The sequence below is a fragment of the Paenibacillus sp. FSL R7-0273 genome (assembly GCF_000758625.1).
In the GTDB taxonomy this organism is placed as follows: Bacteria; Bacillota; Bacilli; order Paenibacillales; family Paenibacillaceae; genus Paenibacillus_AQ.
In genome coordinates this window covers 3014338-3039516 of sequence record NZ_CP009283.1, presented here as the reverse complement: position 1 = coordinate 3039516, position 25179 = coordinate 3014338, and the positions used below count along the sequence as shown (strand labels likewise).

19 protein-coding genes and 1 other annotated feature are annotated in these 25179 nt (G+C 52.6%); of the genes, 4 read left to right on the top strand and 15 right to left on the bottom strand.

The window, feature by feature from the left end; genetic code table 11:
• Nucleotides 1-50: 50 nt before the first annotated feature.
• Nucleotides 51-2054 carry a diguanylate cyclase gene (locus R70723_RS12945; protein WP_039872566.1) on the bottom strand — a complete coding sequence of 668 codons (2004 nt, stop codon included), beginning with the start codon at nt 2052-2054 and terminating at the stop codon, nt 51-53.
• Nucleotides 2055-2449: 395 nt separating this feature from the next.
• On the opposite strand from R70723_RS12945, the gene rpsD reads away from it, so the two are divergent.
• On the top strand, nt 2450-3049 hold the full coding sequence (gene rpsD / locus R70723_RS12940; protein ID WP_039872564.1) for a 30S ribosomal protein S4: 600 nt from the start codon (nt 2450-2452) through the stop codon (nt 3047-3049).
• Between the two features lie 76 nt (nt 3050-3125).
• On the opposite strand, the gene tyrS is transcribed toward rpsD, so the two are convergent.
• Nucleotides 3126-4379, bottom strand: a complete 1254-nt coding sequence (gene tyrS, locus R70723_RS12935; RefSeq protein ID WP_039872562.1) for a tyrosine--tRNA ligase — start codon at nt 4377-4379, stop codon at nt 3126-3128.
• A 57-nt stretch (nt 4380-4436) separates the two neighbouring features.
• Nucleotides 4437-4693 (bottom strand) — a binding site (T-box leader).
• A 137-nt stretch (nt 4694-4830) separates the two neighbouring features.
• On the opposite strand from tyrS, the gene R70723_RS12930 reads away from it, so the two are divergent.
• The gene (locus R70723_RS12930) at nt 4831-7746 is read left to right on the top strand and encodes a transglycosylase domain-containing protein (protein WP_081957367.1); all 2916 of its coding nucleotides are present in this window, start codon (nt 4831-4833) and stop codon (nt 7744-7746) included.
• A gap of 81 nt (nt 7747-7827) precedes the next feature.
• Here the strand turns inward: R70723_RS12930 and acsA are convergent, their stop codons facing one another.
• Complete coding sequence (gene acsA / locus R70723_RS12925; protein WP_039872560.1) at nt 7828-9552, bottom strand: acetate--CoA ligase; 1725 nt, start codon at nt 9550-9552, stop codon at nt 7828-7830.
• 163 nt (nt 9553-9715) lie between these two features.
• Here acsA and R70723_RS12920 point away from each other — a divergent pair, with 163 nt between their 5' ends.
• Nucleotides 9716-10348, top strand: a complete 633-nt coding sequence (locus R70723_RS12920; RefSeq protein WP_039872558.1) for a GNAT family N-acetyltransferase — start codon at nt 9716-9718, stop codon at nt 10346-10348.
• Nucleotides 10349-10371: 23 nt separating this feature from the next.
• Here the strand turns inward: R70723_RS12920 and R70723_RS12915 are convergent, their stop codons facing one another.
• The 3 genes from R70723_RS12915 to R70723_RS12905 all read right to left on the bottom strand — a co-directional run bounded on the left by R70723_RS12915 (nt 10372) and on the right by R70723_RS12905 (nt 12838).
• Nucleotides 10372-11067: a 5'-methylthioadenosine/adenosylhomocysteine nucleosidase gene (locus tag R70723_RS12915; RefSeq protein WP_039872556.1), complete on the bottom strand. Its 696-nt coding sequence runs from the start codon at nt 11065-11067 to the stop codon at nt 10372-10374.
• A gap of 76 nt (nt 11068-11143) precedes the next feature.
• Nucleotides 11144-12154 carry a catabolite control protein A gene (ccpA, locus tag R70723_RS12910; RefSeq protein WP_039872555.1) on the bottom strand — a complete coding sequence of 337 codons (1011 nt, stop codon included), beginning with the start codon at nt 12152-12154 and terminating at the stop codon, nt 11144-11146.
• Nucleotides 12155-12385: 231 nt separating this feature from the next.
• Complete coding sequence (locus R70723_RS12905) at nt 12386-12838, bottom strand: hypothetical protein (RefSeq protein WP_039872552.1); 453 nt, start codon at nt 12836-12838, stop codon at nt 12386-12388.
• Nucleotides 12839-13048: 210 nt separating this feature from the next.
• Between R70723_RS12905 and R70723_RS12900 the strand changes: the two genes are divergently transcribed.
• Entirely contained in the window at nt 13049-13573 is a 525-nt protein-coding gene (locus tag R70723_RS12900) for a type 1 glutamine amidotransferase domain-containing protein (protein WP_039872549.1), read from the top strand.
• Between the two features lie 86 nt (nt 13574-13659).
• Here R70723_RS12900 and R70723_RS12895 read toward each other — a convergent pair whose 3' ends face one another.
• The 9 genes from R70723_RS12895 to aroA form a co-directional block, all read right to left on the bottom strand.
• Nucleotides 13660-15066, bottom strand: a complete 1407-nt coding sequence (locus tag R70723_RS12895; protein ID WP_039872546.1) for a hypothetical protein — start codon at nt 15064-15066, stop codon at nt 13660-13662.
• On the bottom strand, nt 15053-15589 hold the full coding sequence (locus R70723_RS12890) for a sigma-70 family RNA polymerase sigma factor (protein WP_039872544.1): 537 nt from the start codon (nt 15587-15589) through the stop codon (nt 15053-15055). Before R70723_RS12890 ends, R70723_RS12895 begins: the two co-directional genes overlap by 14 nt.
• 184 nt (nt 15590-15773) lie before the next feature.
• Nucleotides 15774-17744, bottom strand: coding sequence for a sigma-70 family RNA polymerase sigma factor (locus tag R70723_RS32570; RefSeq protein ID WP_063837762.1), 1971 nt, complete (start codon nt 17742-17744; stop codon nt 15774-15776).
• Between the two features lie 124 nt (nt 17745-17868).
• On the bottom strand, nt 17869-19638 hold the full coding sequence (gene ptsP, locus R70723_RS12880) for a phosphoenolpyruvate--protein phosphotransferase (protein ID WP_047171117.1): 1770 nt from the start codon (nt 19636-19638) through the stop codon (nt 17869-17871).
• On the bottom strand, nt 19635-21518 hold the full coding sequence (locus R70723_RS12875; protein WP_039872543.1) for a glucose PTS transporter subunit IIA: 1884 nt from the start codon (nt 21516-21518) through the stop codon (nt 19635-19637). The genes ptsP and R70723_RS12875 overlap by 4 nt, the downstream gene beginning before the upstream one ends.
• Nucleotides 21519-21671: 153 nt before the next feature.
• A complete protein-coding gene (locus R70723_RS32565) occupies nt 21672-22052 on the bottom strand; it encodes a hypothetical protein (protein ID WP_052421300.1) in 381 nt (126 codons plus the stop codon).
• 219 nt (nt 22053-22271) lie between these two features.
• Nucleotides 22272-22940 carry a PDDEXK family nuclease gene (locus R70723_RS12865; RefSeq protein WP_039872541.1) on the bottom strand — a complete coding sequence of 223 codons (669 nt, stop codon included), beginning with the start codon at nt 22938-22940 and terminating at the stop codon, nt 22272-22274.
• Nucleotides 22941-23182: 242 nt separating this feature from the next.
• Nucleotides 23183-23617 (bottom strand): CoA-binding protein, encoded by a 435-nt coding sequence (locus tag R70723_RS12860; RefSeq protein WP_039872538.1) that lies wholly within the window; start codon nt 23615-23617, stop codon nt 23183-23185.
• A 220-nt stretch (nt 23618-23837) separates the two neighbouring features.
• Nucleotides 23838-25130, bottom strand: coding sequence for a 3-phosphoshikimate 1-carboxyvinyltransferase (gene aroA, locus R70723_RS12855; protein ID WP_039872536.1), 1293 nt, complete (start codon nt 25128-25130; stop codon nt 23838-23840).
• Nucleotides 25131-25179 lie beyond the last annotated feature (49 nt).

Sequence of the window (25179 nt, the reverse complement as noted above, 5' to 3'; positions counted from 1 at the left end):
TTATGCGTCTGTCTCTATAGTCAAAAAAAAGAATCCTGTCAGCCCGTGGCTTAAGGATTCTTTGCACTATTCTCTGCATTTTTACGGTCTGTTACGACCTGATTACGGCCGTTGTTCTTTGCCTCGTAAAGCGCCATATCCGCACGGTAAAACAGGGATTCGACGCTTACCCGGTCATCTGTCCAGCTCCATTCAGCGATACCGCAGGATACCGTTACCCGCGGCTCCGTTTCGCCCATAACCCGCTTGCGTATCCGTTCCGCCACATATACGGCCTGCTGGATGCCAAGCTGCGGCAGATATACCGCCAGCTCTTCACCGCCCCATCTTGCGGCAATATCACCCTGGCGGATGGAGGACTTCACAATCTCACTGACCTGCTTCAGAATCTTGTCGCCCCTCTGATGCCCGTAGGTATCGTTAACCATCTTGAACTGGTCAATATCGACCACTATGAGCGTTCCGCAGAAGTCCTTGGTCTGCCGCTCCTTGATCTCCTCATCCAGATAATGGCGGGCATACAGCCCCGTAAGGCTGTCCCGGTTCGCCAAATAACGCACCTCCGCATGCAGGCGCGCGTTGCCGACAGCCAGCCCGATATGGCCGGCCATCGCCTGCAGCAGACGGAAGCTGTCATAGGAGAAGAAGTGCGGCTCCCTGTGGGTCAGCATAATAGCCCCCCGCACCTCTCCTCCCACATTAAGCGGTGTAGCAATCGCCGACTGCGACTGCGTGGCTGCCATAAGCCTTGAATGAATGCCTTCCGCCCCGCTGTACTCCGATAGAATAAGCGGCTCTCCCGAGCTGTACACCCGTCCGCCCAATCCTTTGCCGTTATCAATAATTTCGCCGCGCAGCGGAGGGTAGTTACAGGCAATGGCCTCAAGCCCGCCCTTCTTCTCATTCAGATGCAGGATACAGCAGTAATCGGCGCCGAACATTTCCAGCAGCTCTTCAAAGGCATACTGAAAAATATCCCCCAGACGCAGGCTCTGATTCAGCCGCTGGGTCAGCTCATTGCTCATCCGCAGCTCACGGATCAGCTGGTTCGAGCGCTCGTAGAGCTTGGCATTCTCAAAGGCGGTCCCTGCGGTATCCGCAACCATTGTGAGAAAGCGGAGATCCACATCGGGGAAGGCAGGCTTGTCCAGCATCATATGAAAGACGCCGTACACTCCCTGCTTGCCCCCAAGCGGCAGGCCGATTTCCACCGAATTGTTATCCCGTCCGGCATGCAGTGCCACCCGTCCGTCCTTAAAGGCCTTGGCGCAGACATCGTCTGCCCCCCAGCGCAGCGGCAGCGGCTTTACCTGCGGATGGGTGCTCCGGTGGTCCTGCGACATGAACAGCTCGAGCCGTGCACCCGGGTACATCGCTGAAATGCTGTCAATAACCTCTGTCAGCACGGCATTGACGTCGATGTTATCATGCATCCGCTGGACGATCTGGAACAGCAGCGAGCGCCGGTTGCTTTCGCGCTCGGCATGCTGATGCACCCCGGCCAGATCAGATACAAACACATGCTCAAATCTGCGGTAAAAACAGGTCTGGTAGTGCAGCGCCATCGCTTCTGCCGTATACCGGCCGCCCTGCATGAACTGCTCAGCCGGCATCGCGCAGCCCAGCAGGGCAAATATCTCGCCTTTGCTTCTGGTGAATACGGGAATTACCAGCAGCTTAACCTCCTGGCTGCCCCCCGCATCCTCTGCCGAAAGCACAAAAAGCTCTCCTGTAAGCAGGCTGCCCGCAGCGGCTGCCTCCCACGCCTTCTTCCATAGACTGCCCCGTCCCCCGGCAGGCTCTGCCGTCTCTACAAATTTCCCTTTATAATTCAGTACACACCATTCCCATGACCGGGCAAACGGCAGTACAGCCATCCCGCACCATTCCCTGAAGCTCTCTGCAAGCAATTGGCCTGCGTAGGGAAAGTCATAGGATACAATATCCGTCTCCCTTAGCCATGCGGCGGGATCATCGGGCTCTCCGCTTGCTTGCATTGTGTCCTGCAACAGCATACGTGTGTCTTTATAACCGCATGCTTCCTGTTCCGGCATAACTAGGATCCCCTTTGCATCAATTTAAAAAAATAATAATATCCGATAACATCTAATTAGCTATATTTTACTCTCTTTCTAGCAGTAATGCATTATATTTTCCTAAAACCCGGGATTTTTTTTAGGACCAAAGAACTAACGACAAAGATAGACAAAATCTTATTAAAGTAGCGCTTGACTTTACCTATTCTTTTCATATAATATTTATTGTTGAACAAGACTGTAAGAAGTCTTACTTGGGCGTAACGTTGTGTCACCCTCACGCTACCGTTACTGTCAGGGCAGCGGCTGAACTCCCCTGACAGAGTGAAACCAAATACACGCTTTCACGAATACGGCTGCGGCACAAATAGGCCCTACCATGAAATTTCAATTATAAAGGAGTCTACTATAACATGGCACGTTACACCGGACCTAAATTCAAACTCAGCCGCCGTCTGGGCATTTCCCTTAGCGGTACAGGTAAAGACCTTAAACGCCCTTTCCCACCAGGACAGCACGGCGCTAACCAACGCAGAAAAGTAAGTAACTACGGTATGCAGCTTCTGGAAAAACAAAAACTCCGTCACATGTACGGTCTGGGCGAGAAGCAGTTCCGCACATTGTTCTCCAAAGCACAGAAGATCCAGGGTATCGCGGGCGAAAACTTCATGTTCCTGCTCGAAAGCCGTCTGGACAACCTGGTTTACCGTCTTGGATTTGCTAACTCCCGTGCAGGCGCACGTCAGCTGGTATCCCACGGCCACGTAACTGTAAACGGCAAGAAAGTTGATATCGCTTCTTACCGTGTAAGCATCGGCGATGTAATCGGTCTTCGTGAAAGAAGCCGTTCCATGAAATCCATCAAGGAAGCTCTGGAAAACCGCAATCACCTTCCAGCTTACCTGGAATATGCTGACGCAGCATTTGAAGGCAAATATATCCGTTTGCCGGAACGCGCTGAGCTGACTCAGGAAGTTGACGAGAAGCAAATCGTCGAGTTCTACAACCGTTAAGATTCACACATCAAAGCCTCCGGTTCCCCGGAGGCTTTTTTGCGCCTTCTGCTATACACGCTGCGGGCAGACTATCCTAACCAAGACTCAGCCTGGCCAGCCTTCTTTTACCCACCTGGATAATATCTCCTTCCTGTGGAAGAATAGCTGCGCCCGGGTCTCCCTGCTTCACACCGTTAAGCCTCACAGCCCCCTGACCAATCTGGCGTCTGGCCTCACTGCCAGATTCAGCAAAGCCCAGCACCACCAGGAGCCGGGCCAGCTTTAGAACACCGTCCTCCAGTTCAGCCGCATCCAGACGGAAAGTCCCGATCTCCTCAGGCAGGGCACGCTGCTGGAAGACTGTTATGAAATGCTGCTGTGCGGCATCTGCTGCTTGCGCCCCGTGATACATCCGGACCAGGGTATGGGCCAGACGCATTTTGACATCCCGGGGATGGGCTGCCCCTGTATCCATAGCCCGGCTGAGCGCTGCCAGCTCACTATTGCTGAGGTCTGTCGCCATTTCGTAGTATCTGAGCATCAGCTCATCGGGCACGGACATCGTTTTGCCGTACATTTCGTTTGGCGCTTCATCAATGCCTATGTAATTACCGAGGCTCTTGCTCATCTTTTTGACCCCGTCCAGACCTTCCAGCAGCGGCATCAGCACCACGGCCTGCGGCTCCTCCCCGTACTCCTTTTGCAGTGTGCGGCCCATGAGAATATTGAATTTCTGATCTGTGCCGCCGATTTCAATATCCGTACCGTTGGCTACAGAATCCATCCCCTGCATCAGCGGATAAAAGAACTCATGTACACTGATTGCCTGGCCGCCCTGAAACCGTTTGGTAAAATCATCCCGCTCCATCATCCGGGCCACTGTGACCTTAGCCGCAAGATTGACCACCTCCGCAAAATTCATCGGGCTGAGCCAGTCCGAATTGCAGAGCACCTTTGTTTTATCCGGATCAAGAATCTTGAATATCTGCTTCCTGTAGGTTGCCGCATTGCGCTGAACATCCTCTTCACTCAGCTGCCTGCGTGTTTCCGATTTGCCTGTCGGGTCGCCGATCCGTCCTGTAAAATCCCCGATGATCAGCTGCACCTGATGCCCGGCCTCCTGGAACTGGCGCAGCTTATGAAGCACAACGGTATGCCCGATATGAATATCCGGCGCCGACGGGTCCAGCCCCAGCTTGATGTTCAACGGTGTACCTGTTGCCACTGACTGAACCAGCTTGCTCCGCAATTGCTCCACCGGAATAATTTCAGCCGCACCGCGCACGGCTGTTTCCAGCTGGCGCTCTACCTCCTGCTGCTGCGCCGGGGTTAATTCTTCCCATTTCATGCTTTTTCCTCCTCAATGTGATCTAACGCAACGCAAAAAGAGCCTGTCGCTCATCCCGAAAGGGACGAGCAAAAGACTCGCGGTACCACCCTAATTAAGAACCCCGGCAGGCTAAGCAGCAGGAGATTCTTCACTTCATTGTTATAACGGGGATGCCCCGGTTCCGGACTACTGGCTGGCGCCGCTTAAGCACCAGAGGTTCCTCCGTACAGCTCCGGACTGTAATTCAAAGGGGCCTGCTGCCGGTTCGCACCACCCACCGGCTCTCTGAAACACATGGCTTGCCTTCTACTGATGTCCTTCAACGCTTTTCTGATATCCAGTTGAGTTATTTTATACCACGTCTGGTTTTAGAAAGTCAACCGCGCTGTAATCCGACTTTCCATCAGAAGCGCATTCAAAACCGGCAAATTGTGCTATAATAGTTCCGTTAAAAGGAGGATTATCGTCGATGGTTGAGGAGAAAAAGAAGAAGACCGCAAAACAGCGCCCCCCTCGCAGATCCTGGCTCCGCAGGTTCGGTTCAGTCGTAAAATGGGTGTTTATACTCGGCATCCTGGGCCTTCTGTTTGCCGGCGGCGCCGTAGCAGGCTATGTCACTTCGATAGTGAAGGACGATCCTGTGCGCTCCGAGGAGCTGATCCAGCAGCAAGTCAGCCAGAACGCCATCACCGGCTTTGCTTATTTCCGTGACGGCCAGCCGATCGGTCAGCTCCGTACCGAGGAGGACCGCAGGCTTATTGAATTTAATGATATCCCGCAGCTGGTAATTGATGCCGTCCTCGCTATAGAGGACAATAGTTTCTACGACCATGTAGGAATAGATTTCAGCGGTACACTGCGTGCCGTCAAGCAGAAGCTGCTTAACGAGTCCGTCCAGACAGGAGGCAGTACACTTACCCAGCAGCTGGCCAGACGTGTATTCCTCAGCCTGGACCGTACAGAGGACCGCAAGGTTAAGGAAATCCTGCTGTCGCTGCGGCTGGAGCGTTTTCTGTCCAAAAACGAGATACTCACAGCCTATCTCAACAAGGTGCCGTTCGGTAATGGCTCTAACGGCTATAATGTATTCGGCATCAAGGCGGCATCCAAGGGCATCTTCGGGCTGGATGATCTCGACAAGCTTAACATCGCCCAAGCCGCTTATCTCGCCGGGCTTCCCCAGCTCCCTTCCAAGTATTCCGCCTTTAATGGCGTAGGCGAGTTCAACGAGACTGCCTTCGGCCGGGCCATGGACCGCCAGAAGCTGGTGCTGCGCCGGATGCTTGAAGAGAACAAGATCACAACATCACAGTACAATGAAGCCCTGCAGTTTGATATCCAGTCATCACTGGCTCCGTATACGAAGAAGGCATATGCTACCTTCCCTTACCTGATGCTGGAAACAGAGCGCAAGGCTGCAGCCATTCTATTGGCCATCAACGAGGATAAGAGCACTGGCGAGAACGCGGACAGCGCCGCAACCGCCGGAAGCGATACCGTCCTGCTTGAGGAAGCGCGCCAGCAGCTGATGACCGGCGGCTACCGCGTGTACACAACAATTGACAAAAAAGTGTACAGCGCCATGCACAGCGTTTCGGAGAACAGTGACAATTTTACGAAGGACAGTGAAGCAAGAGGCAAGGAACAGGCAGCAGGCATGCTGATCGATAACAAAACCGGGGCCATCCTTGGAATGATTGAAGGCCGGGACTTTAATATCGAGCAGATGAACTATGCTACACAAATGGTCCGCCAGCCGGGATCAACGATGAAGCCGATTGCCGCCTATCTTCCGGCGCTCGACAGCGGGCTGATCCAGCCTGCCAGCATCCTGGATGATGCGCCTATGATCCTGAAAGACGGCTCTAAGGGCTTCCACATTCCAAAGAATGCCAATAACCGCTATCAGGGTCTGGTTACAGCGCGTTATGCGCTCAACAAATCGCTTAACCTGCCGGCGCTCAAGCTGTTTAACGAAAAGGTCGGAATCGAAGAGTCCTGGGCTTTTACCAAGAAGCTGGGAATTACAACGCTCCAGGATAATGATTACAATGCACAGACCGGGGTTATCGGCGGCCTGCGTTACGGTGTTTCCGTTGAGGAATTGACCAATGCGTATGCTTCAATCGGCAACAACGGCGCTTTTAATGATGCATACATGATTGAGAAAATCGTTGATTTCCAGGGTAAAATTATTTATCAGCACAAGGTGAACCCGGAGCAGGTATTTTCTGAGCAGACGGCCTACCTGATGACAGATATGCTGCGGACTGTTATTACAGAAGGTACGGCTACCACTGTAAAAAGCAATTATGAGCACTTTAAGGACGTGCCGATCGTCGGCAAAACCGGGTCCACGCAGAACTACGGCGACGTCTGGTTCATGGGTTATACGCCGGATGTAACGCTTGGAATGTGGGTCGGCTACAAGGAGCAGATCAACACGCTTCAGGGTGATAAGCAGAAGCGCCAGGCGCAGACGCTTTGGGCCAAGGTTATGAATGCCGTAATTGAAAAGCAGCCGGAGCTGTTCGTAACGAAGGAGTTCACCCAGCCTGAGGGGATCGTCAAGAAGACTGTCTCCGCCTACAGCGGCAAGCTGCCGACGGATCTGACAGATAAATTCACCACAGACCTGTTCAATGCCAAGTACGTGCCGACAGACAGTGATGACGGCATTTCCAAAGCCAAATACATCACCTATGGCGGCGTGAATTACCTGCCGCTCGAGGGTACGCCTGACGATTTCCTCAGAGAGAAGATTGTCGTCAAGCGGGATAAGCCTATTCAGGACCTGATCAAGGAGCTGCAGGCGGCATTTGACGGGATGAAGGAGCATGAGTCTCTGGCATACTATATGCCGGCTGATGCCAAAACCGACTTCCCGACCGAGGTCGATCCCCGTGTTGATGACGGGAACGCACCGACTGCACCAGGCAGTGTCAGTGTGTCGTACAGCACAGGCAAAGCGGTCATAACCTTTGCCCCAAGCGGTTCTTCTGACGTAGTGGGCTACCGTCTCTACCGTTCGTTGAACGGCGGCGCTTTCCAGAAGCAGTCCGTTATCTCAGCCGGAGAGAACCCTGTTTTTACTCCGGGTACTCCGCAGAGTGTCAACGCCACCTTCTATGTGACTGCTGTAGATGTGGCCGGGCATGAGACTGCTTCAGGCAGCGTAGCCGGCGGTACGGCTCCTACACCGGAGCCAACACCGCCGCCGGAGGAATTGCCGGGAGCAGAGGCGACACCGGAGGGCGGTATCGTGCCGGGCGGGACCGAAGAGGATCCCGGAATGATTATCGTGCATCCGCCGGGCAGTGAGGAAGTACCGGCCGGCGGGGCCAATAATGCCGGCGGCGGTAACAACGCCGGCAACGCGCCTTAACCTTATCAGAAACACAAGAAACACCGGTACCCTGCTATAATGGGTACCGGTGTTTTTGATGTTTCCTATAGAGATTATGCATTAGTCCTCGATCGTTGATAAATCACCGGCCGGAAGCTCCAGCTCCCAGGCCTTCAGCACCCGGCGTATAATTTTGCCGGAGCGGGTCTTGGGCAGCTTCTCCTTAAATTCGATCTCCCGGGGGGCGGCATGTGCGGATAAGCCTGCTTTGACGAAGGCTGCAATCTCCTCCTTCAGCTCAGGCGTAGCCGTATAGCCTTCTCTGAGCGAGATAAACGCCTTAATGATCTCTCCCCGCAGCACATCCGGCTTACCGATAACACCGGCCTCTGCGACCGCAGGATGCTCTACAAGCTTGCTCTCTACCTCAAACGGGCCGATCCGCTCCCCGGAGGAGTTAATAACATCGTCAATTCTGCCCTGAAACCAGTAATATCCGTCTTCATCCATATAAGCGGAATCACCGGAGATGTACCAGCCGGGAATACGGAAATATTCATCGTACTTGGCTTTATTGTTCCAGATCATCCCCATCATCGACGGCCAGGGTGTCCGGATGGCCAGATTGCCCATGGAGTAAGGCGGCAGCACCTTCCCCCTGTCATCGAGAATCGCTGCCTCAATGCCGGGCAGCGGACGCCCCATGGAGCCCGGCTTGATATCCATTCCCGGATAATTACAGATGAGCTGGGCACCGGTCTCCGTCATCCACCAGGTATCGTGGATACGCTGCCCGTAGACCTTATCGCCCCAGCGCACGACCTCCGGATTCAGCGGTTCCCCTACTGACAGTACATGTCTGAGGCTGCTCAGATCAGCGCCCTGCAGGCTGCTCTCCCCTGCTCCCATCAGCATGCGGAATGCTGTAGGCGCACTGTACCAGACCGTGACGGCGAAGCGCTCAATCGTCCTGTACCAGTCCTGGGGACTGAAGCGCCCGCCCCGCACTACATTAGCGACACCGTTCAGCCAAGGTGCAAAAATGCCGTATGAAGTGCCTGTAACCCAGCCCGGGTCCGCAGTACACCAGTAGACATCATCGGGGCGCAAATCGAGCACTATTTTCCCCGTATAATAATGCTGGATCATAGCCCTCTGCAGGTGATAGACGCCCTTGGGCTTCCCGGTTGACCCGGAAGTGTAGTGCATAATCAGGCCATCCTCCAGTGTAAGCCATTCCGGTTCCAGCTCTGCAGGCGATGCAGCCATCTCCTCCAGGTAGCTGATCACTCCCTTATCCCCAGCGTTTTCCAAGCCTGTAACAATAACGTGCTTCAGCTCAGGCAGGTCCTCACGGCGGACCCGCCGCAGCAGCTCAGGTGTCGTTACAAGCGCCACCGCCCCGCTGTCCTCCAGCCGGTCTTTTACAGCGGTCTCCATAAACGCCTCGAACAGCGGTCCCGCAACCGCCCCGACTTTGAGAATTCCGAGCAGGCAGAAATACAGCTCCGGGCAGCGCGGCATAAAGATAAACACACGGTCGCCTTTGCCGACGCCGTATTTCCGCAGAATGTTCCCGAACCTATTGGACTGTTCCTGCAGATCGGCAAAGCTATACCTTTCCTCACGGGAAGCATCGCTATAGACCAGTGCAGTTGCCGCACCGCGTCCTTCAGCTACATGGCGGTCTACCGCCTCATGAGCCATATTGACCTTTCCCGTCTCATACCAGGAGAAGGCCTGCTCCGCATCCTCCCACCGGAATTGGTCAACTGCCAGGGAATAATCACTCATATTCGCCTGCTGCACTCGCCCCGGCAATATTTCATTGTGGACTTGCCCCATTACTCTTGCCTCCCCTGCTGGATTGATTTAAGCTTTAAGGGCGGGATTTCAAATTCATATCACATTTTGTCAACGTTCTATTTATGAATATTTTGTGTCTGAATTAGTATAACATAGCAAACGGTTACATTCCATAAATTAGTTGACCGGAAGGAGCCCATTCATGGACCACCGCAAAATCCACGTATCTCACCAGATTGTACATAACCACACAGAAATCAGCGTCTGCGGCCCGGTATCCTCTCACTTCTTACAGAGTCTTACGATTCATCCCGAGCTTGATGCCTTCCGCAAGCCTCGGAAACAGCTGCAAGCGCTGATCGAAATTGCTGAACTGCCTGAAGGACGGGTTATTGCCGCAGCCTGCAACAGCCTGCTGGTCGGTTATGTCACTTTTCATTATCCCGATGAAATGGAGCTTTGGTCACAGGGGAATATGGCAGATTTGATTGAACTGGGGGCGATAGAAGTAGCTGACGGGTACAGGGGCTGCGGGCTTGGCAAGCAGATGCTTGCCGCGGCTTTTGAACAGGAGCAGTTGGAGAATTGTATTGTGTTCACTACGGAGTACTATTGGCACTGGGACCTTAAGGGCACTGGACTGGATGTATGGGCCTACCGCAGTATGATGGAGAAGCTGATGAAGCCGGCAGGGATGGTCTGGTATGCCACCGATGATCCGGAGATCTGCTCACATCCCGCCAACTGCCTGATGGTCAGGATCGGCCGGGAAGTCCCTTTGTCCTCACAGGAAACCTTTGACAGGGTCCGCTTCAGGCAGCGTTTTATGTACTAGGGGGTACAGATTGATTAACTATCCTACAGCGCCTTCAGCATATATTCAAGAATGGCATGAGAGCGCCGCGCGGCTGTTACTGTAAATTCACGGTAATTAACATGAGCCGACCCATCGGCCTTATCAGACATCGAACGGATAATTACGAACGGGGCAGCATTCATATAGCATACCTGGGCGACAGCCGCACCTTCCATTTCTGCACAGGCGCCGTTCAGGTCCTTATATAAGCTATCAACCACACTGCTGCTGGCAATGAACTGATCCCCGGAGAGCACAACTCCCGTTATGAAATGCTGGTTAAGACCCCTGCAGGCTTCTTCTGCAAGCTGTACCAGTGCTGCATCTGCTGCAAACACAGACACCTCCTGATAAGGAATAACGCCTCTGGAATACCCCAGCGCAGTCGCATCCATGTCATGCTGGATACATTCCGAGGAGATCACAATGTCACCGATATCCAGACCGGGATGAACCGCTCCGGCAACCCCTGTGAACAGTATCTTCGACACTCCAAACTGGCCAAGCAGAATTTGGGTGGTCACTGCCGCATTCACTTTGCCGACCCCGGACTTGCACAGAACCGCCTTTTTGCCGAAAATGTCACCGGTATAATAGCTTACTCCCGCCTTGACCGTAGTCTGCTTGTTCTCCATGCTGCTTAACAGCAGCTCAATCTCCTCATCCATCGCACCAATTAATCCGATTACCTCATTCAATATGTATCCCTCCATTAGGCTCAGGCAACATAAAAAGCTCCCGAAGGAGCTTTCTACGTACCTCTATAAATAAATCTTACTTGTTGACGTGATTCACAGAGAGGCGGAGAATCGTCTCATGCGGCAAAATAACCCGCGGATTCTCAACGGTCTCCTTCTTCATCAGCTTGGTCAAAAGTCTCATCGCTACCGCACCCAGGTCATACATCGGCTGAGCTACAGTAGTCAGCAGCGGACGAACCATGGAAGCCATACGGATGTTGTCTACACTGATGATTGAGAAATCATCCGGAACCTTCAGACCCTCATCCTGAATGCTGTGGATGGCACCAATCGCCATTTCATCCGTTGCAGCAAAGATAGCAGTCGGCTTCTTCTTGAGGCCAAGGAAGTATTTCATCGCTTCGACACCGGATTCGTAACGGTAGTTACCGATACGCACCAGATCCTCCTGGTACTCAATTCCTGCCGCTTCAAGCGCCTTCTTGTAGCCCTGGAACCGGGCATAGCCGTTGGCCGGATCCTGCAGCGTTCCGCTGATCATTGCAATCTCACGGTGTCCGTGACGGATAAGCGTGTTCACAGCATCAAAAGCCGCAGTTTCATGGTCGATATCAACCGAAGGATAGGTGCCCTTCTCATCGCGGGTTGCGCATAGTACAATAGGAACCGCTGAGGTCTGGAACGCCTGGATATGCTCATCTGTTACCGTTCCGCCCATGAAGAGCAGCCCGTCAACCTGCTTCTCCAGAAGCGTGTTGATTACACGGATTTCCTTCTCTTTGCGTTTGTCCGCATTACACAAAATGATATTGTAATGATACATGTTCGCGATATCCTCAATCCCGCGGGCAATTTCCGCAAAAATCGAGTTGGAGATATCGGGAATGACAACACCGACGGTTGTCGTTTTCTTGCTGGCGAGACCTCTCGCCACGGCGTTTGGACGATAGCCCAAACGTTCAATTGCTTCAAATACCTTCTTCCGGGTCTGCGGCTTCACGTTAGGGTTATTATTCACAACCCGTGATACCGTAGCCATAGATACGCCTGCTTCGCGAGCTACATCGTAAATGGTTACCGTCAAATTACTCTCTCCATTGCGATAAATTTTATCGTTCGACTAATTAAAATTATGATACGATACTTTGTACAATTGTGCAATGATAACGCTTCATTTTCCTTTCAAATTTCTTTCAAAGGCAAAAAAAGCCAGTAAAAGCATGCACAAAGAATGAACCTGTTACTATCGTAACAAAAAGTCCGTGAAAAATCCAATATTCGTGAAAATTTTTCATTGTTTTTGCAGAAAAACTTTTTATTTCGCATTTTCTGGCGATTGAACTGCCAATTGTGCCAGTCTAGAGCCTGTTTCTTCCATCCATTTCAGGTCAGCAAGCTCTACAGCCAGCCGGTACACATCAAGCAGTACATCGATCCGGGCCTGGACCGCATGGCGGATGTTATCCTCCAGTTCAGTAAATCCGCCGTGAAATATACCCGTGCCGAAAACCTCCTTAAGCACACTCGCCCATTCATTCCGGTCCGCAAAGGAAAGCCTGCGCCGTGCCGCCGTATGCTCCAGTTCACCGATGAGCTTGCCCAGCTCCTTCTTTATGGACGGCAGCGGTTCATAACGTCTGCAGACTCCGCAGGTATATACGGGGACATGGGTAATTTTGGTCTTAGTGCTATAGACCAGCGTGTGCATATGTATGGTCATGGTACCGCCGCAGCCGCATGACTTCTTAACCAGATTATCGTTTAACATCTCCTACACCTCAGGCTACAATAGTATTGAAAAACACAGAAAACCGCCTTTTCAATAAGCTATATTCGACCTTATTCGTCCGGATTCCTTCCCATTTGCATAAAATGATTTATTTGGCAATAAAGCAATTTATTGCTTATCCAAAGATGACTTCATATTTTAAATTTGATAGAATGGTCTGGATACTGTGACTGAAGGGAGCTGCTGACAATGAGATTATCCGGTAAAAAGGTCATTGCGCTGGTTGATGACGAATTCGAGGATCTGGAGCTTTGGTATCCGGTATACCGGGTACGTGAAGAAGGTGCCGAGGTGCATCTGGCCGGGCTGGAAAAGGGTAAAACCTACACCGGCAAATACGGCGTACCCGCTGTAGCCGAATATTCCTGGGACGACCTGAATGCTGCCGATTACGACGGTATTCTTGTACCGGGAGGCTGGGCTCCTGATAAAATCCGCCGCTACAGCGCTGTCCTGAAGCTCGTGCAGGATTTCAACGCTGCCAAAAAGCCGATCGGCCAGATCTGCCACGCCGGCTGGGTACTGATCTCCGCCAAAATCCTTGACGGGGTAACAGTCACCTCGACGCCCGGCATCCGCGATGATATGGAGAATGCCGGAGCCATCTGGAAGGACGAGCCGGTAGTAACTGACGGTCATATCATTTCGGCCCGCCGTCCGCCGGATCTTCCGCCATACGGCAAAGCATTCTGTGATGCGCTGGCCGGGGAATAAGCATTTAGGACCTGTTTCCAAAGACAAGCAAGCCCTGCCCCTCCTTTGCTGAGAGGTTCAGGGCTTGTTCTGCTTCTATGCAGAAGCTACTGACGGATATCGAGGGATAGCTTCTGGTACACTGGAGCCGGATAGCTGTATATAGTAAAGGTCAGCGGCTGAGCGAACTTATTGCTGCCTAACCCCATGTAATTCCGCACCGGGATGGACTTCTGGTCCTTTGACGCCTGGTGCGGCGGAATGTCATACAGGTCCGCGGATGAATGAATCTGACCTTTTGAATCGGTAAACTCACCTTCCAGTATTAAGGAGTTATAGAATTTTTTCTTGCCGGGAGCTGTGTAATGATTCAGGACCAGCGTTGTTCCTTTTTCAGCAGTGTACAGTAACACACTTAAATTATCATCCGGGGCCATAATAACCTGCTGCTTATCCGTGTCAATAACCACCTGCATATCATCCTTATCGAGTGCCAAAATACCGTCAAGCTGCAATTGGAGCGGCTGTCTGGAGCGGCTGTCATTGCCGAACACCAGGATTTCCTTGCCTTCTGCGACCAATGTGCGAACAGGGCTGAAGCTTGTAAAGTCACCGTTGCTGCCCATCCGGAACTGCGGATTTATGATGGAAAAGATTTGTTTCCGGTTCTGCTGGCTGTTGGCATACTGGAGATAGGTGCCACTCGCGGCAGCATACACTTCATCAATAATAATATCTTGACCATCGACACTCAAAATTTGATTCATGCTCATGATTTCACCCGCTTTTGCCATCTTTTCCTTATCCAGCTTGAAGGGAACGGATAGTTTTGCCAACGGCTTATCTATAACTACCGGAGCTGAAGGATTCCGTTCAGGCTCACCAATATTAAGCTCAAGCGTGATTTCGTCCGGCAGAGAGCCAAATCCTCCGGCCCACTGCAATATTTCATAACTGTACGTCGTGCCGATTGCTACTTCCCTGGTGTTTAAAGACAGGCCATACGGGTAGTTCACCGGTGAGTAGCCTTTCCCTGAGAGCTGCAGCAAATTCACCTGCGCTTTCTGACCGGTATTATTTTGAAGTGAAAATAATAGAATAATCCCTTTGCGGTCTGCGGCAATTGCTTCTACCGCCAGTTCAAAACCGTTCTGCTCCACCGTAACACCGCTGACAGGCTGTACCAGCCCCGCTTCAATTGCCGAAGCTACCGTATTGTTGGCTTTTTCCAGATAGGGTGAAAACAAAGCATTTATCTGAGAAGCGACAGAGGACCCACGGGCATTATGCGGCTCGATCTGATTGCCAAGCCAAGGGAATGCAAAGAGCAGCAAGGCAGCCGCTATAACCGCCATCCCCACCAAATACCGCTTGGCTGCCCGGACACGGTAACGTACCGGTCCAGAAACTCCGCTGCGGATTACTGTATTTAATTTGATTTCCGATATTTCATCCGCCTGCCCCGCTATTTCACCAAAATACTCTTTCAACAGCATATCCTCACTGCCAGCCATGTGCGGATCCCCCCTTCATCTTGTTCCGGAGCTGCTTAAGGCCCTTGTTGAGCCAGGTCTTGACTGTCCCCTCCGGCTTGTCCAGCACTTCGGCAATTTCTGTCAGCGTCATATCACGGTAGTATTTCAGCACGATCACCTGACGGTATTTCAGCTTAACGCCGTCGAGCGCCTGCTCCATGTCCAGCTTGCGGTCACTGGTCATAACCATCACTTCACCGCTTGGGACATCAGCCGCTTTTACGGAAACCATCCGCTTCCTCCGCTTCATTTCATCATTGCAGCAGTTAATTAGAATGCGTGTTATCCAAGGTGCAAACCGCTGCGGATCCTTCAGGCTTTTTCTCCTGCTCCAGGCTCTGAATGTAGCCTCCTGCAGCATTTCAAGCGCATCCGTCTCACTCCGGAAATAGCTGTAGGCTATTCCGTAGAGTATTTTTTTCTGAGCCGATACAAGACCGATAAAGGACTGCGCCTCCTCTTTAGCCAGCTGTACCCGCTCAATCTCCATTAGATTTTCCATTCTCCGCCAATCCTGCCTCCTTTGTGCCCGGCTTCAAAAGCATCCTTTGTACTTCTGTTAATACTGACTTCCAAAGCCCGGAAACGGTTTTAGTTATTTTTTACGACCACTCATAAGTAAGCAGGTAATGCAAAAAGGCCGGCGTACCCGCCAGACCCTTTAATGCTGTCTTAGACAATATGTACTATCTGATTCTAATACGGTCATCCCCGATGATCATACCCGGATAGGCAGATAGCTTAAAGGTTAGCGGCTGCGGCAGCTTCTCTGTACCAAGTCTGAAGCGGACTGTAGTAATTGCCTTCGTGCCTTCAGTTCTTTGATCCCAGTCGAGTGTAGCATTCTGATCCTCCGGATTAACGAGCCAATGCCAAACTCCTTCACCATCCATGAAAGTGGAATCCAGAGAAAACCCTCTGATATCTGCATACTCATCTTCCTCCGGCACTTGCATTGTCATATCCAATATCATTTCGCCTGGCTCCGCATAGTCCATCTGGTCTGATAAGGTCAGACGTTCGTCGGGAGCTTGTATGATTTCACGGGTATCGCTGTTAATGACCAGATTGAGCCTCGCTTTGTCAATTGCGTGCAGGCCTTCGATATCCATCCTGACCGGGTCCTTGGGGCGTATACTATCATTGTGGAAAATATAATAGATTTTACTGTCTGATGAAAAGTCCCCGGCTTTTGACAGCTCTTTTTCATGTTTCCCGGTACCCATGACAACGCCGAAGCCATACTCACCGTATACGTCCAGATCCTTTCCTTGATATCCGGGAGTCATGTAAATCCCCGTAGGTCCGAGATAGAGGTCGTTTATATTATAAGTGTAGCCGGCAATGTTAAAGCCCTCCTCTAAAACAACCTCATCCCCCGCTGAATATTCTGCAGTTTCGTCTAAGTCTATAACCGCACCCAGCTTATGCATGATTACTTCACCGTTAGCATCCTGAAATATATATTGCTCATCGTCCATGGGCAGCAGCGTCAGTGTGGCAAACACATGATCCGGCAACGTAGTCTGCAAGTTATTCCACGGAATAATCATTACATCACGGACAATTCCGCTATACATGCCAGGTCTGTAATTATGATAACCGCTATAAAAATAAGTGCCTTCTGCAGTCAAACTGGCTGTCGAATGCTCATCTGCTTTAAAATTGAACTTCATATTTATATATTGCTTATCTGTACTATTCTCCAGCCTATATAGAAGGATTACTCCCCTCCTGTCGGCGATGACACCATCGATAGTAAATTGAAAGCCTCCCACTTCGGGAGACACAATATTCACATGCTGCACATATCCGGCATCCAGCGCAGAGGTAACCGTCAAATTGTCGCCGATAGCCTCACGGTATTCCTCAAGCTCACCCCAGCTTTGGGGCGGCAGCGCTTCGGGTTCGCGTATTAACTGCCCGTAGCTCCAAGCCAGACTTGCAAAGAGGACAACAGCGAATACCGCTATAATCACTCTATTGTATCTTCTGCGGCGTACAGGACTGCGGTGCCTGCCCTCTGCGATTCCGTTATGTATAGCCGTATCCAGCTTTAATTCAGGCACATCCGCCGTTAACCCGGCTATCTCCTGAAAATAATCTCTCAGCAGCCTATCTTCAGCCTCTGTCACATCAGGATACGGCTCCGCTTTCCTCCGCATTTTATCCCCGAGCTGCTTCAGGCCGTTGTCCAGCCAGGCTTTGACGTCACCCTCCGGTTTATCCAGTACTTCAGCTATCTCTGAAAAGCTAAGCTCCTGATAATATGTAAGCACAAGCACCTGGCGGCAGTTGTCCGTCACACTGTCCAGCGCCTGCTCCAGGTCCAGTCTGCCGCCGCTTTTCATCACTGTCATCCTGTCTTCGGAATAGTCCGGCTGCAGTCCTGCCTTCCCTCTCTTCAGCTCGTCATTGCAGCAATCCATCAGGATCCGCATCAGCCAGGAGGGGAAATTCCCGTTATCCTTCAGGCTTTCACGCTTCATCCATGCCCGGCAGGCCGTTTCCTGCAGCACCTCCAGGGCACCGGCTTCATTACGGACATAGCTGAAGGCAAGCCCGTACAGCTTATGCTTTTCCCGGGATACCAGCCTATAAAATTGCTCTTGCTCATCCTCTTCCGTTACAGCTACATCCCTAATATTCTCCGCCACTTGTCTGTTCCCACCCCTGTCCTCTTAAAAAACGTCTTACAACCTAAATACTTCACTGAACGTCAAAAGGTTTTACTTTTTTCTCATTTGAAAAGGCCCGGCAGCAGCCGGACCTGAAGGCACTTTATTTAGCCGAGTATGGAAGCTGCTCAGTCGGTATTGTCTTCGCCGCACCGCCCAGTCCGGCAAACGCACCAAGCACCTCTTCCGTCTCAAGGCTTGTCTTGTAACGGAAGCAGGCCTGCGCTGCCTCTTTGGCATCGGATGCCAGTGTATTAAGCGTGCGGTGCTTCACCCGCAGCAGCGCCTGCGGCGACATGCTGAGATTGCTGATTCCGAGCTCCAGCCAGAGCGGCAGCGAGCGTTCATCCGCAGCCAGCTCCCCGCAGACACTGACATCGATGCCTGCGCCGCGTGCAGCTGTAACAGTCATACGGATCATGCGCAGCACTGCCGGATGGTAAGGATGATACATATGGGCAATCTGCTCATTCATCCGGTCCACCGCCAGCACGTACTGCACCAGATCATTGGTTCCGATACTGAAGAAATCAACCTCTTCAGCCAGCAGGTCTGCAATCATTACAGCGGCCGGCACCTCAATCATGATGCCAACCGGAATATTGGCGTTATAGGGGATATTCCGCTGATCCAGCTCTTTTTTGACTTCGTCCAGCACAGCTTTGGCTGCCTGAACCTCTTCTACCGAAGAGATCATCGGGAACATAATTTTGACATTGCCGTAATGGCTGGCCCGCAGAATCGCTGTCAGCTGGGTTTTGAACAGATCCGTCCGGTCCAGGCTGATACGGATGGCGCGGTAGCCGAGGAACGGGTTCTGCTCCTCGGGAAGCTGGAAGTAATCCAGGTGCTTGTCTCCCCCGATGTCCAGCGTACGGATGACAACAGTATTGCCGCCAACCTTCTGGGCAACCAGCTTATAGACCTCAAACTGCTCCTCTTCTGTCGGAAAAGAATGCCGGTCCATATACAGAAACTCCGTACGGAACAAGCCTACGCCCTCCGCACCGTATTTCAGCGCCATATCCAGCTCCTTGACGGAGCTGATATTGCCGGCCAGATGGAGATTGACCCCGTCCTTTGTAACAGCCTCCACAGTAGCAAGCAGCTCAAGCTGTTCTTTTTTGCGCTGCTGCTTCTCGCGTCTTGCGGCATACAGCTGGATCGTGGCTTCATCCGGATGAAGCTGTACAATCCCGGTATCCCCGTCCATCGCCAGCATGTCACCGGTCTGGATCGGGTTGCTGATCTTGTTCTCAAGTCCTGCAACCAGCGGGATGCCCAGCGCCCGGGCCATGATTGAGGAATGGGAGGTTTTGCCGCCCATCATGGTGACAATCCCCAGCACGTAGACCGGATTCAGGTGGGCCAGCTGAGATGGGGACAGCTCCTTCGCCACGAGAATGTAAGGCTGTGTATCCGAAGGCAAGGTTACCTCTGGTGCACCCAGCAGGTGCTTGAGCAGCCGGTTGCCGACATCCTTGATGTCTACCGCCCGTTCCTTCATATATTCATCATCCAGCAGATCAAACATGGCCACAAAATGATCTATGGCTTCCTTCACAGCCACTTCGGCTGCCTTGTACTGGCGTTCAATAATGCCGCGGATTTCACTCATGAAGACCGGATCATCCAGAATGGCCAGATGGGCGTCAAAAATACTGGATTCCTCCGGCCCCACGACCTCGCGGAATTCTTTTTTGATAAATTCGATCTCATCTTTAGAGGTGCGGATTCCTTCATATAACCGCTCAAATTCCTGGGCCAGATCAACCGGATTCACTTGCGTGTCCGGCAGGCTCCATTCCCAGTTAGGCAGGACAAAGGCCTTCCCGATAGCTACACCTGCTGCAGCGCCTATGCCTTGAATCATGCTTCCACCCCTCCAACACTTTCATGTAATACCACGGACATTACCGAAGACTGCCCCTTTTTAACATTTTTGAATGGAGCGTAGCTCCAGGATTTGACGCGGTCCGGATTGGTGATGACCATCGGCGTTGCCAGTGAAGCCGCATGCTCCTGCAGGTAAGCCAGATCAAACCGGACCAGCAGCTGGCCGGGCTCTACACTGTCGCCTTCCTGTACAAGCGCCTCAAACGGCCCTTTAAGCTGCGAGGTATCGATCCCGATATGCATCAGCACCTCCAGCCCTTCAGGCGTAGAAATGCCTATTGCGTGCATTGTAGGGTACACGTGCATGACCTTGCCGAATACAGGCGAGACCAGCTCTCCTTTTTCCGGAAAAAAAGCCACCCCGTCGCCAACCAGCTTCGCCGCAAAAATATGGTCCGGGACCTCCTCGATCGGCATCATCTTGCCCTGGATCGGGGCACAGAACAGCACCTGCGGAAGATCGCGCAGCATCAGCTTGTCGATCTCCTCGCGGATCAGCTCGGAGTAGGTACCGAACACCACCTGTACATTGCCGCCGCCCAGCTTGATAATTCCGGCAGAGCCGAGGCCCTTGAGTGCTGATGTATCTATATATCGGTCATTGTGCACCGTTAATCTTAATCTTGTGATGCAGGCCTGAACCTGAACGATGTTTTCTTTGCCGCCCAGCGCCTCCAGAATCAGCGGAGCCTGATAAGGGATGTTGCCGGCCCAGTCCCCCAGCTCCGAGCCCTCCTCACGCCCCGGTGTCGGAATCTGGAAGCGGCGGATCGCCCAGCGGAACAGATTATAATAAACCACCGCGTAGCCGATGCCGATCGGAATCAGCAGCCAGGCGCGCTGGGACAGATGCATATTCAGGAAAAAGTCAATCGCTCCCGCCGAATACGAGAACCCGTGATGGATGCCCAGCAGATAGGTCAGCACCATGGCCAGACCGGACATGACCACGTGGACTGCGAACAGATACGGGGACGCGAACAGGAAGGCAAATTCAATCTGCTCCGACACCCCTGTCAAAAAGCAGACCAGCGCCGCACGCAAAAAAGTCTTCTTGATCTTCGGCTTCAGATCCTCGCGTGCTTCCTGGATAATAGCCAGTGCAATTGCCGGCAGGGCAAACATCATAATCGGGAACAATCCGGCCATAAATATCCCGGCCGTAGGGTCACCCGCAAAAAACCGCGGCAAATCCCCCTGAACCACCGCAGTGCCGTCAGGAGTGGTGAAGCTGCCAAGCTGGAACCAGAACACGTTGTTCAGGATATGATGGAGACCGAAGGCGGTGAGCACCCTATACAGCACCCCGTACACAAACACACCGTATCCGCCGGCAGACTGTATATCACGAAATAAATGGTCCAGCACATTCTGGAGCAGCGGCGAGACGCCGAGCATTATCGAGGCAAACAGGGCCGAGAACAGCCCCATGAACAGGAGTACAAAACGCGACCCGCCAAAAAACTGGATCGCCTCCGGAAGCTTGATATTTTTAAACTTATTATGTGCCACACCGGCGACAATCCCGAGGATAATCCCGATGAGTGTGGCAGGCTGAACAGCACCGTCTCCCATATTGGAAACAATCCGGTCATAGGTGAACATCCCCGCTAATGCTGCAAGTCCGGCCGGACCGGCCTGATTCGACAGCCCCCAGGCTACGCCGACAGCAAACAAATAAGGCATGAAATAAAATATTCCCTGCCCCGCGTATGTAGTCACTTCAGATACCGAAGAAAGTCCCCATGCAGACCACGGTAAGCTGCCCAGACTCAGCAGAATAGCCGCAGCCGGCAATACCATGGTAGGAAGCATAATGGCTCTGCCCAGCTGCTGCAGTGATCCGAGCCAATTCAAGGTGACCCTCTCCTTTCATTCTATCCTAAATGGTAAGCGCTCCAGCATTTTTTGTCAAAAGAATACGCAAGATTTAGAATACCACGGGTGACGGAGGATGGGAAGTTTATTCTGGCCGTCCGGCTAGTTGCTCAAGATGTATAGCTACCTCAACTAATACATGGCATGGCACCTGGCACAGCTGCACCAGCCACCAGCCACCAGCCACCAGCCACCAGCCACCAGCCACCAGCCACCAGCCACCAGCCACCAGCCACCAGCCACCAGCCACCAGCCACCAGCCACCAGCCACCAGCCACCAGCCACCAGCCACCAGCCACCAGCCACCAGCCACCAGCCACCAGCCACCAGCCACCAGCCACCAGCCACCAGCCACCAGCCACCAGCCACCAGCCACCAGCCACCAGCCACCAGCCACCAGCCACCAGCCACCAGCCACCAGCCACCAGCCACCAGCCACCAGCCACCAGCCACCAGCCACCAGCCACCAGCCACCAGACCAGCCACCAGCCTGAATAAGTGTACTTTGTACATCTAAAAATAATACCTTAGCCCAAAAATTAATTTTAACTGCAGTTTGTGCAGCTATTCCTCGCGTTTATTGGCTTTATCAGCAATTTCGCGGATTTTAGTTGCACAGAATGCAGTTATCCCCATAAAATGCCCCAAAATGGTTACTTTAGTTGCACGGAATGCAGTTATTCAACGAGCCCCCTGGATGTTAGCGACACTCTCCACTCACCAGCGACTACATTACCACAATTGGCCGGGCTGTAGACTCTTCACCTCGTAGTACCGCACCCGTTCGCTGGAACACACTGGCTTTAATAGCCCCTTTTCACTCAAAGAGATCAGCAGCTTCTGCGCCGTACGGAAATTAACCTTAAAATGGTTCACTACATCCTTCGGACGCACCGGTCTGCCAAGACGCCAGGCTAAACGCAGCACCTCTTTTTCTGCGGACAGCAGGTCGGCAGTACTGGCGGTTCTTGTTAAATACGGAGCCAGCGCCAGCTGCAGCAGTATTCTGCACACTTCAGGACGCTGCTGGATGTCATCGAACGAAAAATGCAGCATCCGCCAGCCCATGCCGGTGAGGAAATTATCCCGGTTCAGCGCGTAGCTGAATTTCTCCCGGTCCATGTCTTTAATATGTGTCTGAAAGCCGTCGCATTCAATCCCAATCTGCGGGCCGCTCTCCGGCAAAAAGGCAAAATCCAGAAACTGTGATTTACGGTTCCAGTCGTACACCTCGTACTCGGGATGCAAATGCGCCAGCGATCCAAACAGCGGCCACCATACATTCTGCACGAACAGCTTCTCCGCAAAGTTATGCCCCCGTAAAAGCCTGCCTCTGCGCTCACCGCTCCGCTCAGCCGAATGACTGCCAATCCACAATCCATGTGCTTCTTCGAAATCCATAATAAGCCCCCTCCGGCAAAATAAAAAAAGAACGCCCACTTCCCGTAAGTAGCCTAACGGGTAATGGACGTTCTTCGTCTAAAGCAAGTATAGCAATGCGCTTCGTTTATTTCCAGCCTGATTAAGGCTGAATGATAGGACTTTGCAACCGCACTCCAGTATATGGCGGCTTGAATGCCACTGCCCAGCCTTGCGAATCCTATATCGCCATCCGGCCGGCTGCAGTCTCAGGAAACCAAATGCTAGCTCCGGCTGCGCCCGTGCATCGTAATGGCTTCCTCAACCTTGATGCAGCGGTCCATGATTGCGGTCATGCCATGCTCAGCAGCAATATCTGCCGCCTCCTGGCTGATAATACCCTGCTGCAGCCACAGCACCTTGGCGCCGATGTCAGCAGCCTCCTGTGCCACCTCAGCACAGTATTCACTGCGCCGGAACACATTGACAATATCAACCGGCTCCGGAATCTCAGCCAGTGTGTGATAGCACTTCTCTCCGAGAATGTCGCCGTCTACCGTAGGATTCACCGGTATGATCCGGTATCCCCGGCTCTGCATGGCATAAGCCACCATGTAAGAGGTGCGGTCCGATTTGTCGGACAGGCCCACAACAGCAATATTACCTGCTGATGCGAGGATATCTCCAATCTGTTCACGGCTAGGGTTCTCAAAACTCATCGCAATGTTCCTCCTGTCAATGATCTTCGTCTGAATGCATTCTTATCTCTAAGAATGCCCTAAGAATATCATAAAGAATCAGCAGCCATCTGCGTCATACGGCACACGGGCCAAATATCGGGTCCCCGGAGCTTTACAAAAGGGGCTCATTACCCGTATGCCGCCTCTTATACTCTGTCCGGTACCGAATCAGCAAGCCTGCGCGCTGAGCTGCCTTACCTTACTTTACCCATTCCACATCGGCGCCAAGCTCACGCAGGTGATCAAAGTACTGCGGGTACGATTTGGCGACGTGATGGGCGTCCTTGATCAGCAGCGGCTGGCGAGCGCGCAGGCCGACTACTGTCAGGGCCATGATAACCCGGTGGTCATAGTGGGCATTAATGGTTACGCCGCCCTCTACGCCTTCCGGCATCCCGTGAACGATGATCTCGTCCTGCTTCTCTTCCAGTTTAGCGCCGGCACGGGTCAGCTCGGCCAGGTAATCCGTAATACGGTCACATTCCTTGTAACGCAGATTCTCTACATTATAGAAGCGCGAGGTCCCTTCCGCGAATACAGCTGCTGCCACCATTGCCAGTACAGCATCAGTTGCCGCATCGCCGTCAAATTCAACGGCCTTCAGGATTCCGTTGCCCTGAACATGTGCTGTTCCGTTCTCATGAGTCAGCGGCACCTCCATCATCCGCAGCACATCCACAACAGCCCGCTCTCCCTGCTTGCTCTGCTCGGCCAGCCTGTGGATCTTGACGTCTGACTTCGTTACAGCTGCAGCCGCCAGAACGGCCGCGGATCCCGGATAGTCTCCTTGCACCGTATAAGACTTGGCAGCATAAGCCTGACGGCCCGGCACCTTGAAGGACATGTAATCATCAGCAGCGTGTACAACGATTCCCGCCTGCTCAAGCACCTCAAGCGTCTGGCCCACAACAACCTTGGATTTCAGGTCATCCAGCACAGTAATCTCGCTGTCTTCCTCCAGCAACGGAGTCAGGAAGAGCAGTGCGCTGAGATACTGCGAGCTGACTGTGCCGGAGACGGTAATCTGACCGCCTGTCGGCTTGCCTCCGCGGATGGTAATCGGCAGTCTGCCGTTATTATGCTCAACTTCCACGCCCAGCTGGCCCAGTGCCTTGATCAGGTCATCGTGCGGACGCTTGCCCAGTGAATCGGGATAAGTGTTAACGAAGGTCACCTCCGGGCTGAGCGCAGCGACCGCCATGAGAAAACGCAATACCGCCCCCGCATTCCCTACATTAAGCTCCTTCACATCACGCGGATTCCGGCCAAAGCCCTGTACAACGATTTTTTCGTCATCCTCAGTCAGCACAGCGCCAAGATCCGCGATACATCTGCGGATGGCATCGCTGTCTTCACTATGGGCAGGATGGTAGATGGTGCTTACCCCTTCTGAAAGCGCCGCGACCAGCAGATAGCGGGTAGTGTAATTTTTGGAGGACAAAGCTCCAATTTCTCCTTGCAGGTTCGGTGTCGGCCTAACAATAACGTCCATTAGTTGTACGCTCCTTATATAATGTAATGTATATATGTAGTTCCCTGTT

Coding starts and splice junctions, on each gene's coding strand:
- R70723_RS12945 (WP_039872566.1), bottom strand. CDS start 2,054: ATGCCGGAACAGGAAGCATGCGGTTATAAAGACACACGTATGCTGTTG.
- rpsD (WP_039872564.1), top strand. CDS start 2,450: ATGGCACGTTACACCGGACCTAAATTCAAACTCAGCCGCCGTCTGGGC.
- tyrS (WP_039872562.1), bottom strand. CDS start 4,379: ATGAAATGGGAAGAATTAACCCCGGCGCAGCAGCAGGAGGTAGAGCGC.
- R70723_RS12930 (WP_081957367.1), top strand. CDS start 4,831: ATGGTTGAGGAGAAAAAGAAGAAGACCGCAAAACAGCGCCCCCCTCGC.
- acsA (WP_039872560.1), bottom strand. CDS start 9,552: ATGGGGCAAGTCCACAATGAAATATTGCCGGGGCGAGTGCAGCAGGCG.
- R70723_RS12920 (WP_039872558.1), top strand. CDS start 9,716: ATGGACCACCGCAAAATCCACGTATCTCACCAGATTGTACATAACCAC.
- R70723_RS12905 (WP_039872552.1), bottom strand. CDS start 12,838: ATGTTAAACGATAATCTGGTTAAGAAGTCATGCGGCTGCGGCGGTACC.
- R70723_RS12900 (WP_039872549.1), top strand. CDS start 13,049: ATGAGATTATCCGGTAAAAAGGTCATTGCGCTGGTTGATGACGAATTC.
- R70723_RS12895 (WP_039872546.1), bottom strand. CDS start 15,066: ATGGCTGGCAGTGAGGATATGCTGTTGAAAGAGTATTTTGGTGAAATA.
- R70723_RS12890 (WP_039872544.1), bottom strand. CDS start 15,589: ATGGAAAATCTAATGGAGATTGAGCGGGTACAGCTGGCTAAAGAGGAG.
- ptsP (WP_047171117.1), bottom strand. CDS start 19,638: ATGATTCAAGGCATAGGCGCTGCAGCAGGTGTAGCTATCGGGAAGGCC.
- R70723_RS32565 (WP_052421300.1), bottom strand. CDS start 22,052: ATGTACAAAGTACACTTATTCAGGCTGGTGGCTGGTCTGGTGGCTGGT.
- R70723_RS12865 (WP_039872541.1), bottom strand. CDS start 22,940: ATGGATTTCGAAGAAGCACATGGATTGTGGATTGGCAGTCATTCGGCT.
- R70723_RS12860 (WP_039872538.1), bottom strand. CDS start 23,617: ATGAGTTTTGAGAACCCTAGCCGTGAACAGATTGGAGATATCCTCGCA.
- aroA (WP_039872536.1), bottom strand. CDS start 25,130: ATGGACGTTATTGTTAGGCCGACACCGAACCTGCAAGGAGAAATTGGA.